The organism is Streptomyces sp. NBC_01016 (genome assembly GCF_026341035.1).
Classification (GTDB): Bacteria; Actinomycetota; Actinomycetes; order Streptomycetales; family Streptomycetaceae; genus Streptomyces.
This window is the reverse complement of sequence record NZ_JAPEOQ010000002.1, coordinates 3903795-3918129: the sequence shown is the minus strand read 5'-3', so window position 1 is coordinate 3918129 and position 14335 is coordinate 3903795. Positions and strand designations below refer to the sequence as shown.

The 14335-nt window shown below is 73.2% G+C and carries 12 protein-coding genes; 3 read left to right on the top strand and 9 right to left on the bottom strand.

Annotation, left to right across the window (positions count from 1 at the left end; translation table 11 throughout):
* Positions 1 to 30: 30 nt before the first annotated feature.
* The 6 genes from OG746_RS44515 to OG746_RS44490 form a co-directional block, all read right to left on the bottom strand.
* A complete protein-coding gene (locus OG746_RS44515) occupies positions 31 to 1248 on the bottom strand; it encodes a 4-hydroxybenzoate 3-monooxygenase (protein ID WP_266725205.1) in 1218 nt (405 codons plus the stop codon).
* Between the two features lie 42 nt (positions 1249 to 1290).
* Positions 1291 to 2286: an ornithine cyclodeaminase family protein gene (locus tag OG746_RS44510; protein ID WP_266725203.1), complete on the bottom strand. Its 996-nt coding sequence runs from the start codon at positions 2284 to 2286 to the stop codon at positions 1291 to 1293.
* A gap of 48 nt (positions 2287 to 2334) precedes the next feature.
* Positions 2335 to 3261, bottom strand: coding sequence for an ABC transporter permease (locus OG746_RS44505; RefSeq protein ID WP_266725201.1), 927 nt, complete (start codon positions 3259 to 3261; stop codon positions 2335 to 2337).
* Positions 3258 to 4400, bottom strand: coding sequence for an ABC transporter permease (locus OG746_RS44500; protein ID WP_266725199.1), 1143 nt, complete (start codon positions 4398 to 4400; stop codon positions 3258 to 3260). The genes OG746_RS44505 and OG746_RS44500 overlap by 4 nt, the downstream gene beginning before the upstream one ends.
* Before the next feature lie 172 nt (positions 4401 to 4572).
* Entirely contained in the window at positions 4573 to 6135 is a 1563-nt protein-coding gene (locus OG746_RS44495) for an ABC transporter ATP-binding protein (protein WP_266725197.1), read from the bottom strand.
* On the bottom strand, positions 6132 to 7163 hold the full coding sequence (locus OG746_RS44490) for a BMP family ABC transporter substrate-binding protein (RefSeq protein ID WP_266725195.1): 1032 nt from the start codon (positions 7161 to 7163) through the stop codon (positions 6132 to 6134). The genes OG746_RS44495 and OG746_RS44490 overlap by 4 nt, the downstream gene beginning before the upstream one ends.
* Positions 7164 to 7331: 168 nt before the next feature.
* Between OG746_RS44490 and OG746_RS44485 the strand changes: the two genes are divergently transcribed.
* Positions 7332 to 8051 (top strand): GntR family transcriptional regulator, encoded by a 720-nt coding sequence (locus OG746_RS44485; protein ID WP_266725193.1) that lies wholly within the window; start codon positions 7332 to 7334, stop codon positions 8049 to 8051.
* Positions 8052 to 8118: 67 nt separating this feature from the next.
* Here the strand turns inward: OG746_RS44485 and glsA are convergent, their stop codons facing one another.
* Complete coding sequence (glsA, locus tag OG746_RS44480; protein ID WP_266725191.1) at positions 8119 to 9921, bottom strand: glutaminase A; 1803 nt, start codon at positions 9919 to 9921, stop codon at positions 8119 to 8121.
* Positions 9922 to 10004: 83 nt separating this feature from the next.
* On the opposite strand from glsA, the gene OG746_RS44475 reads away from it, so the two are divergent.
* Entirely contained in the window at positions 10005 to 10583 is a 579-nt protein-coding gene (locus OG746_RS44475) for a DinB family protein (RefSeq protein WP_266725189.1), read from the top strand.
* 4 nt (positions 10584 to 10587) lie between these two features.
* On the opposite strand, the gene OG746_RS44470 is transcribed toward OG746_RS44475, so the two are convergent.
* Entirely contained in the window at positions 10588 to 12396 is a 1809-nt protein-coding gene (locus tag OG746_RS44470) for a sugar phosphate isomerase/epimerase and 4-hydroxyphenylpyruvate domain-containing protein (protein ID WP_266725187.1), read from the bottom strand.
* Between the two features lie 119 nt (positions 12397 to 12515).
* Entirely contained in the window at positions 12516 to 13418 is a 903-nt protein-coding gene (locus OG746_RS44465; protein WP_266725185.1) for a shikimate dehydrogenase, read from the bottom strand.
* A gap of 125 nt (positions 13419 to 13543) precedes the next feature.
* Between OG746_RS44465 and OG746_RS44460 the strand changes: the two genes are divergently transcribed.
* Positions 13544 to 14209: a TetR/AcrR family transcriptional regulator gene (locus OG746_RS44460; RefSeq protein WP_266725181.1), complete on the top strand. Its 666-nt coding sequence runs from the start codon at positions 13544 to 13546 to the stop codon at positions 14207 to 14209.
* Positions 14210 to 14335 lie beyond the last annotated feature (126 nt).

The following is a 14335-nucleotide window of genomic DNA, read 5'->3' as shown; positions in this document are numbered from 1 at the left end:
CAGACGTCGTCGGTGCCGCCGCGCCCTCTCTCAGTACCCCTCCGCCGACCCCAGATACTGCTCCGCGAACGCCGTCGCCGCCGCCCGCGACGTGAACAGGCGGCGCAGCCGGGCCAGCGTCGTGCCCGTGCGGAACGGGTCGCCGAACGACGCGCCGTGGTAGACCTCCGACAGCCACTGCGAGAACTCCTGGTAGTCCCACACGCGCCGCAGACATGCCTCGCCGTACCCCTCGAGACCACTGCTGTCGCCCGCCGCGTGCGCCACGATCGCGTCCGCGAGGTGGAACGCGTCGTACAGGGCGAGGTTGAGGCCCTTGGCCGCGATGGGGGCGACCAGGTGGGCGGCGTCCCCGGCCAGGAAGAGGCGCCCGTACGTCATGGGTTCGGTGACGTAGTCGTGCATGTCGAGGACGCGTTTCTCGATCAATTCGCCCTCGGTGAGCGGCGCGGCGCCCTCTGCGGCGAGTCGCTTGCGCAACTGCGTCCACACCCGCTCGTGCGACCAGCTCTCCGGGTCGTCGCCGGGCGCGCACTGCAGGTAGTAGCGGGTGAGATCGGGGCTGCGCGGCATCTGCCCGGCGAAGCCCTCCTCGTGCATGCCGAACAGCACACGGTCCGTCGACGGCGGCGCCTGGGCGAGCAGCGCCACCCAGCCGATGCCGTAGTCGTGCCGCGCGACGCGGACCCGGCCGGCGGGCAGCGCCTCGCGCGTCGCCCCACGGGCCCCGTCGCACCCGGCGACGAACTCGCAGTGCAGCACCCGCCGTTGACCGGTGTCGCCGCAGGTGTACGAGACCGAGGGGCGCTCTCCCTCCAGGTCGTGGAGGCGTACGTCGCGGACACCGAAGCGGATGTCGCCGCCGCGCACGTCGGCGTACTCCCGCACCAGGTCGGTCACGAGCAGCGGCTGGGGGTAGACGAAGTGGTGCTGCCCGGTCAGTTCGGTGTAGCCGAAGCGGTGCCGCTCACCCGCGAAGCGGAACTCGCACTCCGTGTGCCGCTCCGCGCCCTTGAGCAACTGCGCGGCGAGGCCACGCCGGTCGAGGGCGCGCACCGCCCACTCCTCGATGACACCGGCCCGCGGCCGCCGCTCGATGAACGTACGGCTCTCGCACTCCAGGACCACGCAGCCGACGCCCGCGGCCCGCAGAATGTTCCCGACGGTGAGTCCGGCGGGGCCCGCACCGACGATCACCACCGAACTCCGCTCCGGCGCAGGCGTGTTGGGGTGCGTCATGTCCGTCATGTGACTCATTATTGCCCGACGGGTGACCTGGACTGCTGACGGTCACGATCCCAGGTCGACCGGGATACCCGTCCCCCGCTCCCCCGCCAGGTCGATCAGCATCCGTGCGACGGCCAGGTCCTGGAGGCCCACGCCCACCGAGTTGAACAGCGTCAGCTCCGTGTCGGTGGTGCGGCCCGGGGCCCGGCCGGTGAGGACGTCGCCGAGTTCGACGCGGAAGTCGTCCTCGCTCAGGGCTCCTTCGGCGAGCGGGACGAGGACCTCACCGGACTTGGCCCGTGCCGTGTCGTAGGCGTCGACGACGACGCGGCAGCGCACGACGGCCTCGGTGTCGAGTTCGCGGTGGTCGGGCCTGGGCGGGGCACCGACCGCGTTGATGTGCTGCCCCGGGCGAAGCCAGGCGCCGCGGACCACCGGTTCGCGGGACGGGGTGAGGGTGCACAGCACGTCGGCCGCCTCGGTCACGGCGCGCGGCTCGTCCAACGCCTTGGCGGGGAGCCCGAGTTCGGCGGTGATCCAGGCCGCGAGGGCGTGGGCGCGCTCCGGGGTGCGGCCCCACAGGACGACCTGCTCGTAGGGGCGGCCGGGGAGCAGTGCGCGAGCGTGCGCGCGGGCCAGGGGTCCGGTGCCGATGAGGCCGAGGGTCGTCGCGTCGGTGCGGGCGAGGGCGCGGGTGGCGACGGCGGTGGCGGCCGCGGTGCGTACGCGGGTGAGTTCGGCGCCGTCCAGAAGCGCCGCGCAGGCGCCGGTGTCGGCGTCCATCGCGAGCACGGTGGACCGCTGCACGGGCAGTCCCGCCGCACGGTTGCCGGGGAGGTCGGCGAGGAGCTTCACGGTGGCGAGCCGGTCGGAGGCCGATGCGGCGGCCATCGCGACGAACGCGCCGTCGCCGTCCGGGAGGCGCATGGCGGGCGGCGCGGGCAGCACGGCCCGGCCGTGCGCGAGGTCGCGGTGGGCGCGCGCCACGGCCGCCTCCACCGCCTCGGCCCGGTCGGCCAGCAGGGCGCGGATGGTGGAGCGGGTGAGGATCAGGGTCATCGTGCGGGGTCTCCTCGACGAGGTACGGGTGCGGGCGGGGTGTGCGGGTCAACTGCCGCGTACGAAGGGGGTGGTGAGCCCGGACGGGGCGCGGCTGCGGCCCACGAGTCCGCTCACGGCGAGGAGGGCGAACACGTACGGCAGGGTGGTCAGGAGCGGCGCCGACAGGTGCAGACCGAGCGCGGGCGCCGCGAACTGGAGGGACTGGGCGAGCCCGAAGACGAGGCAGGCGAGCAGGGTCGGCCAGGCGCGCCAGCGGCCCGCGATCACGGCGACGACCGCGAGGTAGCCGATGCCGCCGGTGATGTTGTCGCTGAAGGCGTGCACCTCGGCCAGGGCGAGCTGGGCACCGGCGAGGGCGGCGGTGGCGCCGGTGAGGAGCACGGTCGCGTACCGGACCGTACGGACGGGCAGTCCGCAGCGGTCGGCGGTTCCGGCGTCCTCGCCCACCGCGTCGACGATGAGCCCCCATGTCGTACGACGGCTCAATGCGAGGGCCAGCACGGCGGTGACGGCGAGCGCCGCGTATCCGAGCAGGGTCTGCTCGAACAGGGCCGGGCCGAGTACGGGGATGCGGTGCAGTCCGGGGACGGGCAGCGGATCGAAGCCGGGCAGCGCGTTCTGCCGCGCGTCGTCGCCGAACAGCAGCCGGGATCCGTACGTCGTGGCGCCGAGCGCGAGGGCGTTGGCGGTGATGCCGGTGACGATCTGATCGGCGCGCAGGGTGACGCTGAGCAGTGCCTGGAGCGCGGCGAAGAGGAGTCCCGCGCCGAGTGCGGTCAGCACGCCGATGCCCGCGCTGCCTGAGGCGTACGCTCCGGCGGCGCCCGCGAAGGCGCCGGTGAGCATCATGCCTTCGACGGAGAGGTTCAGTACTCCGGCGCGTTCGCTGAGGAGTTCGCCGGAGGAGGCGAGCAGCAGCGGCAGCGCCATCCGGACGCCACCGGAGGCGAGTTCGTCGACGACGGCGCTCATGACGGGCTCCCGGGGCGGCGGTGGGTGATCAGCATGGCTGCGGCGACGCACAGGACGAGCACGCTCTGCACGATCTGTACGGTCGACGCGGGTACCTGGGCGGCGAGTTGCAGGTTGATGCCGCCGCTGGTGAGGAAGCCGAAGAGGAGACTCGCGGCGGCGACGGCGGTGAAGGAGCCGCGGGCCAGCAGCCCGACGACGAGGCCCGAGAAGCCGTAGCCGGAGGAGAAGTGTTCGGCGAGGACGTACGGGGCGGTGGCGACGAGGGAGGCGCCCGCGACGCCCGCGAGGCCGCCCGCGAAGGCGAGGCCGCCGCCTTCGAGCCGGCCCACGGGCAACCCGAGCCTGGCCGACGCGGCGGGCGAGTGCCCGACGGCGGTCAGGCGTAGTCCGACGGCAGTGTGCCGCAGCACGATGCCCGTGGCCACGGCGAGGACGGCGGCGATGACGACGACGGCCGTCGCGGGTGACTCGACGCCGCCGATCAGGGGCAGTTGGGCGCCGGCCGGCAGCGGAGCCGACTGCGGCAGCGTCTCGGAGGAGGTGACGGGCTGTCGCAGCAGCGCCTCTTCGTGCACGGCGACGGCGACCATGCCGATGCCCACGAAGTTGAGCAGCAGCGTGGTGATCACCTCGCTGGTGCCGCGCCGCACCTTGAACCATGCGGCGATACCCGCCCATCCGGCCCCGGCGAGGAACCCGGCCGCGAGGATCAACGGCACTCCGAGGACGCCCGGTGTGCCTGCGGGAAGAGCGAGCCCGGTGGCGGCGGCCGCGACGCCGCCCGCGCACAACTGGCCCTCGCCGCCGACGTTCACGAGCCCTGCGCGGTGGGCGACGGTGAACCCGGTGGCGATGAGGGCGAGCACGGCGGCGGAGTTGAGGGAGCTGCCGACGGCGTACGCCGAGCCGAACATGCCCTCGTTGAGCGCGGCCCAGGCGACGGCCGGGTCGGCGCCCGCGCCCACGACAAGCACGAGGCCCACTCCGACGGCGAAGAGTCCGGCGTACGCGGCGACGGACACGGGGTGCCGGGCCAGGCCGCGCAGCCGGACGGCGTCACGGCCGGGCCCGGTGCGGGCGGCGGAGGGCGGCGGGGCCGCCGGGGGCGGTGGCGTGGCGGTGACGGGCAGGGGCATGGCGGTCCTTGAGCGGGTCGGGGTCCGGATGGGCCGGTGGCGGAGTGGGGGCGCGTGTGTATGAAGGAGGGAGGGGCGGCGGGGCGCGGTGCGCGTGAAGGACCCGAGGCGCCGTGCGTCGATCCACTGAGCTGCGGAAACCGACCGCCCCCTCGCCGCGCGGACCGTGGCGTCAGACTCCCGCCCGAGTACCCGCGCCCACGTCGGCGCCCACCATCAGCTCCCCGATCCGCTCCCGCGCGTCGGGGTCGCGTGGGTCGACGGGGCCCAGGAGGCGGCCTCGGTAGGCGATGAGGACGCGGTCGCACAGCGCCAGCAACTCGTCGAGTTCGGCGGAGACGACGAGCACGCCCGCACCGCGTCCGGCGGCTTCGCGGATGCGGCTGTGCACGGCGTCCACCGCGCCGATGTCGAGGCCGCGCGTGGGCTGCGCCGCGGCCAGGCAGACCAGCGGATCGAGCGCCAACTCCCTGGCCAGGACGACCTTCTGCTGGTTCCCGCCGGACAGCGACGCCATCGGCGCGTCGGGCCCGGCGGCGCGGACGGCATGGTCGGACAGGACCTCGGCCGTGGCGCGCGCGAGGGCGCCCCGGTCCAGGAGGAAGCCCAGCCTGCGGAACCGGCCGAGGCGCCCGAGGTGCAGGTTCTCCGCGACGGACAGCTGCGGGACGCACCCCTCGTGGTGCCGGTCCTCGGGCACCACTCCGAGACCCGCGCGGGTGCGGACCGCGGGCCCGGCCCCGGTCAGATCCCGGCCGCCGATCTCCACCCGGCCGCGCCCCGGCGCCCGGGAGCCGCCGAGGACGGCCATCAGCTCGCTCTGCCCGTTGCCCTCGACGCCGGCCACACCGACGATCTCGCCGTGCCCGACGTCGAGTGCGACCCCGTCGAGCGCGTACGTGCCGTCGGGGCGGCGCACGGTGATGTCGTGCAGGCGCAGGGCGGAGCCGGCCGGTGCGGCGCGCTCGTCCGGGGTGGCGGGCGCCGGGGCGCCGAGCCCGACCGCACCGGCCAGCGAGGCGTCGAGGGTGCCGGCGGCGCGGCCGATCATCATCGGGACGAGGCGTTCGGCGGGCAGCTCTGCGAGGCGGCCGCCGCCCGCGACCCGGCCGCCGCGCAGCACGGTCGCCGCGTCGCCCGCCCGCGCCGCTTCGCCGAGCTTGTGCGTGACGAGGACGACGGCGTGCCCGGCGTCCGCGATGCGGCGGCACGTGCCGAGCAGCGCGTCGGTCTCGGCGGGGCCGAGGACGCCGGTCGGTTCGTCGAGGACGAGGAGCCGCGGCTCGCGCAGCAGCGCCTTCACGATCTCGACGCGCTGACGTACGCCGACCGGCAACTCGCCCACCACGTCGTCGAGTTCGAGGTCGAGTCCGTACTCGTCACGGACCCGGGCGACACGGCGGTCCAGATCGGGCAGGCGCAGCAGGCGCAGGTTCTCGCCGACGGTGAGGGTCGCGACGAGGCTGAAGTGCTGGTGCACCATCGCGACCCCGGCTGCGAGCGCGTCGGCGGGACGGCGCGGCGCGTACTGCGCCCCGTACAGACGCAGACTGCCGCTGTCCGGGGTGAGCGAGCCGCCGACGGCGTGACACAGGGTGGACTTTCCCGCACCGTTCTCGCCGAGGACACAGTGGACGGTTCCGGCGTCGACGACGAGGCCGATGTCGTCCAACGCCCGTACTCCGCCGTAGGACTTGGTGAGTCCGGTGATCGCCAGTGCGGATGCCGCCGTCATCGGGTGGTGATCTTCCCGGATGTGATCTTCGCCTTCAGGTCGTCGAGCTTCTTGGTCACGGCCGGGTCGGCGTCCCCGCACAGCACGATGTCGTTGTGCGGCTCGTCGAAGGTGAGCCCGAAGTGCACGGACTCCGCCTTCCAACTCCCCCTCACCAGCTGGTCGGTGGCGTACTCGAGCTCGGCGCCGATGTCGGTCTCGACGTATCCGGCGTACGCCTTGTCGGTGCCGCACTCGTGGGCGACGGGGCCGCCGATGAGGGTGCCGCCGCGCCCCTTCGCGGCTTGGGCGACGCCCTTGTGGCCGAGGTTGAGGACCTGGCCGAGGACGTCGGCGCCCGCGCCGTAGTCGGCGAGGGCGGACTGCTTGGCCTTCGCGGCGTCGTTGAAGTCGCCCACGTACTGCGGCGTGAGGACCTTCACCTTCGGCTCGGCGGCCTTGGCGCCGTTCTCGAACTCCTTCGCCGCGTTGACGATGGCGGGCAGTTCGGCGCCGCCGACGAAGCCGACCGTGCCCTTCTTCGTCAGCAGTGCGGCCGCCGCGCCGGACAGGAACGCCGCCTGGGCCTGCTGCGGGTCGTACAGGGCGAGGTTCGCCGTGGGCTTGCCGTCGGCCGGGCCGCCGATCTCGGCGAACTTCACCTTGGGGAAGCGGGCGGCGACCTTGCGCACGTCGGCGTCGGTCTGGCCGCCGAGCGAGATGACGAGGTCGGAGGTGGTGGCGAAGCGGACGAGGGCCTGCTCGTAGTCGGCGGCCTGGACCTGCTCGACCTTGCTGAACGCGACCTTGCCCTTGTGCTCCTCGGCCGCGCGACGATAGCCGCGGTACGCCGACTCCATGAACCCGTCGTCGGAGAGCGAACCCGGGAACAGGACGCCGACCTTGAGATCGCCCGAGCCTGAGCCCGAACCGGAACCGCCGTCGCCGTCGCCGCTCTGCGCGGACGAGGCGCCGCCGCACCCGGTGAGCAGGACGAGACCGAGTCCGGCCGCGACGGCGCCCGCGCGACGTGGATGGGTGTGTGCCACTGAGATGCCTCCAGGGGAGGGGCCCGCGAGCCCGATAGTGGTATACCGTTACGCGCCCTCAGTCTGGGAGCCTTGTGTTGCCCACGTGTTAGCGGATGGTTAGCAGTACGCTCCCCCGCCGCCGGCCCGCTTACTGTGAGAGCGGTATCTGAGCGGAGGAAACCCTTGGTGACAGCGGCAGAGCCGGCGGGGCCGGGACGCGGATCGCTGCGCGACCGTGCGTACGACGCACTGCGCCGGCGCATCCTGGAGGCCGAACTCCAGCCGGGCGAACGGCTCGTGGAGCGTGACCTCGCGGCAGAACTCGACGTCTCCCGCATCCCCCTGCGCGAGGCGCTGCGCCGGCTTGAGGCGGACGGTCTTGTGCTGCTGGTGCCTCACCGGGGCGCGCTGGTCTCGCCGTTCACGCCGGCCGACGTCCGCGATCTGTTCGACGTACGGGAATCCCTCGAGTCGTTGGCGGCGCGGCTCGCGGCCGAGCGGTCGGACGGGGAGGGGCTCGCCCGCCTGGAGGCCCGCTTGCACGCCGCACGCGCCGCGACCCACGACCGGGACCGCGCCTCGATCGCCGCCGCGAACGCGGGATTCCACACGGACATCGTGGAGTTGGCCGCGAACCCGCTCCTGACGAGCATGATGCGTCCCTTGGCGGCGCGTACGCACTGGCTGTTCCGGCTCACCGCGCAGCGGGATCCGGCCCGGCAGTGCGCCGAGCACGAGGAGCTGTACGCGGCGATCGCGTCCGGGGACGCGGACCGGGCCGCCGACCTGGCCCTCGAACACGTCGCCGACGGCCGGGCCGAGTCCCTGGCGCTCGCCGAGCGTTGGTCCCACCCGGAGATCGACCCCCAGGCGGTCGCCGCACGGCGGCGGCGCCGCGGTTCGTGAACCGCGGCGCCCCGGTGCGGAGAGGCGGAAGGCCACGACACTCCCACGCGACGCGAGGTGCCTCGCGTCAGGTGACGTCGGCGCGGTCCACCGTCTCCGCGCCCTCCAGCGGCGCCCGCTCCAGGAACGCCACCGCGTCGGGCTCCCGCTCCCGCAGGCGCCGGAAACCGGCGGCGGTGAGGGTGCGGCAGCGTGTGTCGCGTTCGGCGAGGACCTTGCGGGTGCGGCCGGGTGGGAAGTCGGCGGGTGTCAGGGCCGCGCCGGGGCCCGCCGACCAGGTGCGGCTCGTCGTCACCGTGTCGGCGGCGTCCGCGCACACGGCGAGCCGGCCCGACTCGACGTACCAGAGGACGATCCGGTCGAGCGGCGCCGTCTGCGGCGGCGCGACGGACTCGCCCGCCGCGAGGTCCAGGGTGTCGAAGGCCTCGGCGAGGGCGGCGCGCAGGCCGGTGTCGGCCGCGCCGAACAGGTCGCAGTCGGCGAGCGGCACGGGGATGTCCGGGTCGAGCCCGATCCCCGTGAGCAGCTCGTCCTCGCAGGCCTCCAGGGCCCGGCCGAGGTCGGGGAACTCGTCCGTGGTGCGGGCCAGGGCCTGCCGCTCGTCCGGGTCGGCGAGCACCATGCGCAGTTCGCGCGAGCGCAGCTCCTCGGCGAGTCCGCGCAGCAGGTCGGCGGCGACCGGTTCGATGCGGCCGACACGGGTGAGGTCGAGGACGAACCAGCCGACGGCGTCCGGGAGGTCGAGGGCGGCGCGCACGGTCTGCTCGGCGGTGGCGAAGTCGAGGTCGCCCTGGAGCACGTGGACGCGGATCCGCTCCGCGCGGGTGTCGAGTGCGGCCCGCTGGGCGCGGGTGCGGTGCCGCAGGGAGCGCAGCGGGGTGGCGTGCAGGGAGCGGGGCGGCAGCGGCCGGCGCTCGTGGGACGTGGCCCGCATCAGGTGAAGGCCGAACTGGTCGGTGATCAGGTGGCAGGCGGCGATGCCGCGCACGCTGTTCCCCTTCTCCTCAAGCGGCGGGCTGAAGACACCGATCCCGAACTGGCTCGGCAGCGCGACCCCGATCCCACCGGACACCCCGCTCTTGGCCGGCATCCCGACGCGGAGCATCCACTGCCCCGACGCGTCGTACATGCCGCAGGTGGCCATGACGGCGAGGACGTGCTGGGCATGCCGACTCGCGACGACGCGTTCGCCGGTGACCGGGTTGATGCCGCCGCCCGCGAGCGTCGCGTGCATCACGGCGAGGTCGTCGCAGGTGACGAGGACGGAGCACTGGCGGAAGTAGACCGCGAGCTCCGCCTCGACGTCGCCGGTGAGCGAGCCCGCGTTGTGCATGAGGTAGGCGAGGGCGCGGTTGCGGTCACCGGTGGCGCACTCGGAGGCGTACACGGCCTCGTCGACGGTGAGAGGGCGCCCCGCGAAGGCGCCGAGCCCGTCCAGGATGCGGTCGAAGCGGGCCTTCGGGGTGTCGCCCGCGACGAGCGAACTGGTCACGATGGCCCCCGCGTTGACCATCGGGTTCGGTGGCCGCCCCGTGCCGGGCTCGAGGCGGATCGAGTTGAACGCCTCGCCGCTCGGCTCGGCGCCGACGCGCGCCAGGACGTTCTCCAGGCCGTGGTCGGCGAGCGCGAGCGCGAACACGAAGGGCTTCGACACGGACTGCGCGGTGAAGTGGACGGCCGTGTCCCCGCTCCCGTAGACCTGCCCGTCGAGGGTGCACAGGCTGAGCCCGAACAGGCGGGGGTCGACGCGACCGAGTTCCGGGATGTACGAGGCGGGCTCGCCGTCGTTCAGATCGCGCAGCCGCAGCCGCACGCCGTCGAGGAGTGCGGTCAGCGGATCGTGAGCGGGCTTTTCCGGCTTGTGTCCCATCTCGTCCATCGAATCGCATGAGGTGCGCCGCTGCCTCCCGAAAACCCCTGTCCCACGCCCGTCCGAGGCAGCAGAGTGTCCGCATGACCGAAACCGACCGCAAGAACGATCTCCTGCACTACCTCCAGGAGGCCCGCGACGCCCTGCTGTGGAAGCTCGACGGGCTCTCCGAGTACGACGTGCGGCGCCCGCTGACGCCGACGGGCACGAACCTGCTGGGCCTGCTCAAGCATCTGGCCGGGGTGGAGCTCGGCTACCTCTGCGACACCTTCGGCCGGGCGCACGGCGAGCCGCTGCCCGCCCTCGAGGAGGCCGCGGAAGAGAACGCGGACATGTTCGCGACCGCCGACGAGTCCCGCGAGGAGATCATCGAGCGCTACCGGCGCGCCTGGACGCACACGGACGCCTCGGTCAGGGAGCTGCCCCTGGACACCATCGGCACGGTCTCGTGGTGGCCGAAGGAGCGCAACCAGGTCACGCTCCACCATGTGCTGGTCCGGGTCATCTCCGACACGCAGCGCCACGTGGGCCAGGCCGACATCCTCCGTGAGGGCCTCGACGGCCTGATCGGCTACCAGCCGGGCAATGACGGCCTGCCGCCCCTGGAGTGGCAGCAGCACCATGCCCGGCTGGAGGAGATCGCGGCACGCTTCAAGGGTTAGTCCCCTAGTTCGCCGCGTGCTGCGCCGCGAGCCGCACCGGTGCGTTCTGCGCCCCGTATCCCTGGTAGCCGTCCTCGCGCTGGGCCAGTTCGAAGAAGACGCGCCCCACGGTGCGGGTGTAGCAGTGGCGGAAGGTGCCGTGGGCGTCGCGGTCGTAGAGGATGCCGAGTTCCTGGTACGTCTCCAGCTCGCCGGGCGCGAACTCGAAGCGCGCCGCCAGGTCGTCGTAGTAGTTGCCCGGCATCGGCAGCAGCTCCCCGCCCGCCGCGCGGAAGCGGCGGGCGGCCGCGACGACGTCGCTGGTGGCGAGGGCGATGTGTTGGGCCCGGTCCTGGTCCTCGCCGGGGCCGGGGCCCGCGCCGAGCGCGATGCGGACGGCGCCGTCGGCGGTGGCGACGGCGCGGCTGCGCAGCAGTCCGTACGGGTCGGCGACGTCGACGCTCGCCCGGGGTTCCAGGCCGAGCACGCTGCGGTGGAACAGGGCGGCCTCGTCGAACTGGTGCCAGGGCTGGGTGAGCTGGAGGTGGTCGACGCCGGTGACGTCGGTCTCGGCGGGCCGCTCCCCCGTCGGCTCGAAGTCCCGGATCCAGCTGGGGAGTTCGGCGCGGTCGGTGGCGCAGAAGAAGAGTTCCGTGCCGTCGGGCGCGGCGACGGCGTCGAGGAGTACGTCGCCGGTTCCGCGGCGGCGTGGCAGGACCGGGGCGAGCAGGGCCTCCGCGCGGCGGGCGGCGGCGGCCGGGTCCGAGGACTCCAGGCCGACGGCGGCGAGGACGGTGCCGTCGCGGCGGGCGGCGGGCCCGGTGTTGAGCAGCACGCGGGCCTCGCCCTGCTCCCACAGGTCGACCGGCTTGCCGCGGTGGCGGCCCGTGCGGGTGAAGCCGAGGGCGGCGAGGAGGTCGGCGGCCGGGGCGACGTCGGGGGTGACGAGTTCCGTGAAGGCGACACCGGTCGGCACCACGGGCGGGGGCAATTCGCCCTGACCCACGACGTCCTGAACACCCACCGCCTCCTGGAGGGCGAGCAGCGAGCGCAGCGCGTCCACGGCGGCGGGCCCTGCTTCGGCCTGCCGGAACACATCGTTGAAGATCTCCAGCGACAGCGGCCCCCGATAACCGGCGCGCAGCACGTGGCGCAGCAGGCCCGCGACGTCGAGGTCGCCCTGACCGGGGAAGCAGCGGTAGTGGCGGCTCCACCGCAGGACGTCCATGTCGAGCAGCGGCGCGTCGGCGAGCTGCAGGAAGAAGATCTTGTCGCCGGGGATGTCCTCGATGCCTTCGAGGTCCTTGCCCTCGGTGCCGCGGGCGAGGATGTGGAAGCTGTCGAGGCAGGTGCCGAGCGCCGGGTGGTCGGCGGCCTCGATGATGCGCCAGGCATGGTCGTACGTGTTGACGTGCCGGCCCCACGCGAGCGCCTCGTAGGCGACACGGACCCCGAAGTCGCTCGCCCGCTCGGCGAGTTGGCGCAGCTGGCCAGCAGCGAGTGCGTCGTCGCCGATGGAGAGCGGCGAGACGCTGGAGCAGACAAGGACGGTGTCGGTGCCGAGGCGTTGCATGATCCGGAACTTGTGCTCGGCGCGCCGCAGGTTCTGGGCGAACACGTCGGCGGGCACGGCCTCCATGTCGCGCATCGGCTGGTACAGGTCGATGCTCAGGCCGAGGTCGGCGCAGCGGTCGCGGATCTCCTCGGGGGTGAGGGGGCTGGCGAGCAGGTCGTTCTCGAAGATCTCGACGCCGTCGAAGCCCGCGCGGGCGGCCGCGGTGAGCTTCTCGGTGAGCGATCCGCTGAGCGAGACGGTGGCGATGGAGGTGCGCACGGGGCTCCTTCCGGAGGGGGCGGGTCTGCGGGGTGGGGCGGCGGCGGGGGTTGAAAAGATCGGGGCTCTGCCCCGTACCCCGCTGGCTCTCGTCCGAAGGCGGGGCTCAATACGGCTGCTCAATCGGTGCCGGGGCTTGATGTGGCTGCTCGCAGCGCCGCCTCCGTGCCCGCCAGTTCGGCGAAGTGGGTGAGCATCCGGGCGGCGTCCGGCTCGCGCCCGGTGAAGAGGCGGAACGCATCGGCGGCCTGGAAGACGGCCATGCCGCCGCCGTCGAGGACGGCGCAGCCCAGGTTGCGTGCGGTGCGCACGAGTTCGGTCTCCAGCGGCCGGTAGACGACCTCGGCGACCCACAGGCCGGGGTGCAGCAGTTCGGCGGGGAACGGGAGGCCGGGGTGGGCGGCCATGCCGGTGGGGGTGGCGTGCACGATGCCGTCGGCCCCGGCGATGTGCGCGGCGAGCTCGTCCATTCCCGCGGGCACCGCGCGGTCCTCGCCGAAGTGCCGGTTCAGGGAGTCGGCGAGGGCGGCGGCCCGCTCCGGCAGCGCGTCGACGAGCACGATGCGGCCGACGCCCAGGGTGAGCACCGCGTGGGCGACGGCGGCGCCCGCTCCCCCGGCGCCGAGCTGGACGACGCGCTCCATGCGGGCCTCGGGCAGCCCGCGGGCGAAGGAGGCGGCGAACCCGGTCACGTCGGTGTTGTGGCCGATGGCGCGGCCGCCGTCGAAGACCACGGTGTTGACCGCGCCGAGCGCCGCGGCCCCCGGCGACAGCTCGTCGAGGTGCTCGATGGCGAGCTGCTTGCAGGGGTGCGTGATGTTCAGGCCGTCGAAACCGACGGTGCGGGCGGCCCGCAGCAACTCCCCCACATCCTCGGGCCGTACACCGATCTCACCGATGTCGAGCCGCCGGTACAGATAGCGCAGGCCCTGCCGGTCGGCCTCCCGCTCGTGCAGGGCGGGGCTGAGCGAGGGGCCGATCCCCTCGCCGATCAGACCGACGAGATAAGAGTCCTGGGGCACGGGGTCCTCCTGGCCGAGCGTCACACTTAATGTACGAACTGGTTCGTTACTCATATCAAGCCCGATGCCCTTCTGGGAAGGGACTGACCGGAACCACCCCCGGGCACGGCTCCTACAATCGCCGGATGACCACTGTCGAAGAGCCGGCGCGCCGCGCGGGACGCATCCGCGACGCGGCCCGCACCAAGGCCGAGATCCTCAAGGTCGCCACGGAGGAGTTCGCCCGCGCCGGGTACACGGGCGCCCGCGTCGACGAGATCGCGGCCCGCACCCGCACCACGAAGCGGATGATCTACTACTACTTCGGCGGAAAAGAGCAGCTGTTCACGGCCGTCCTTGAGCGCAGCTACGCGGTGATCCGCGAGGCCGAGCAGGACGCCGACGTGGAGGATCTCGACCCGGTCGCCGCGATCCGGCGGCTCGCCGAGCTGACCTTCGACCACCACGAGCAGCACCCGGACTTCATCCGCCTCGTGAGCATCGAGAACATCCACGACGCCGAGCACATCACGGCGTCCGAGACGATCGGCTCGCTCAACTCGCCCGCGATCGACGTGATCGGCCGGATCCTGGAGTCGGGCCGGGCCGAGGGCGTCTTCACGGCGGACGTGGACGCGGTGGATCTGCACGCGATGATCAGCTCGTTCTGCTTCTTCCGGGTCTCCAACCGGCATACGTTCGGCGCCCTGTTCGGCCGCGATCTGACGGCGCAGGACCGCCGCGAGCACTACCGCACAATGCTGGGCGACATGGTGATCGCGTACCTGACGGCGGGCGGCGACAAGCGCTGACCGGCTCGTACGTCCTCGTCGCAACCTCTTGACAGGCGGGAAACACGGGCGCAACATCGCTGGCCATCAGCTGTTAACTATCCAGTGGGTTAATTAACCCGGCCGGCTCAGGGCCACCGGGTTGAT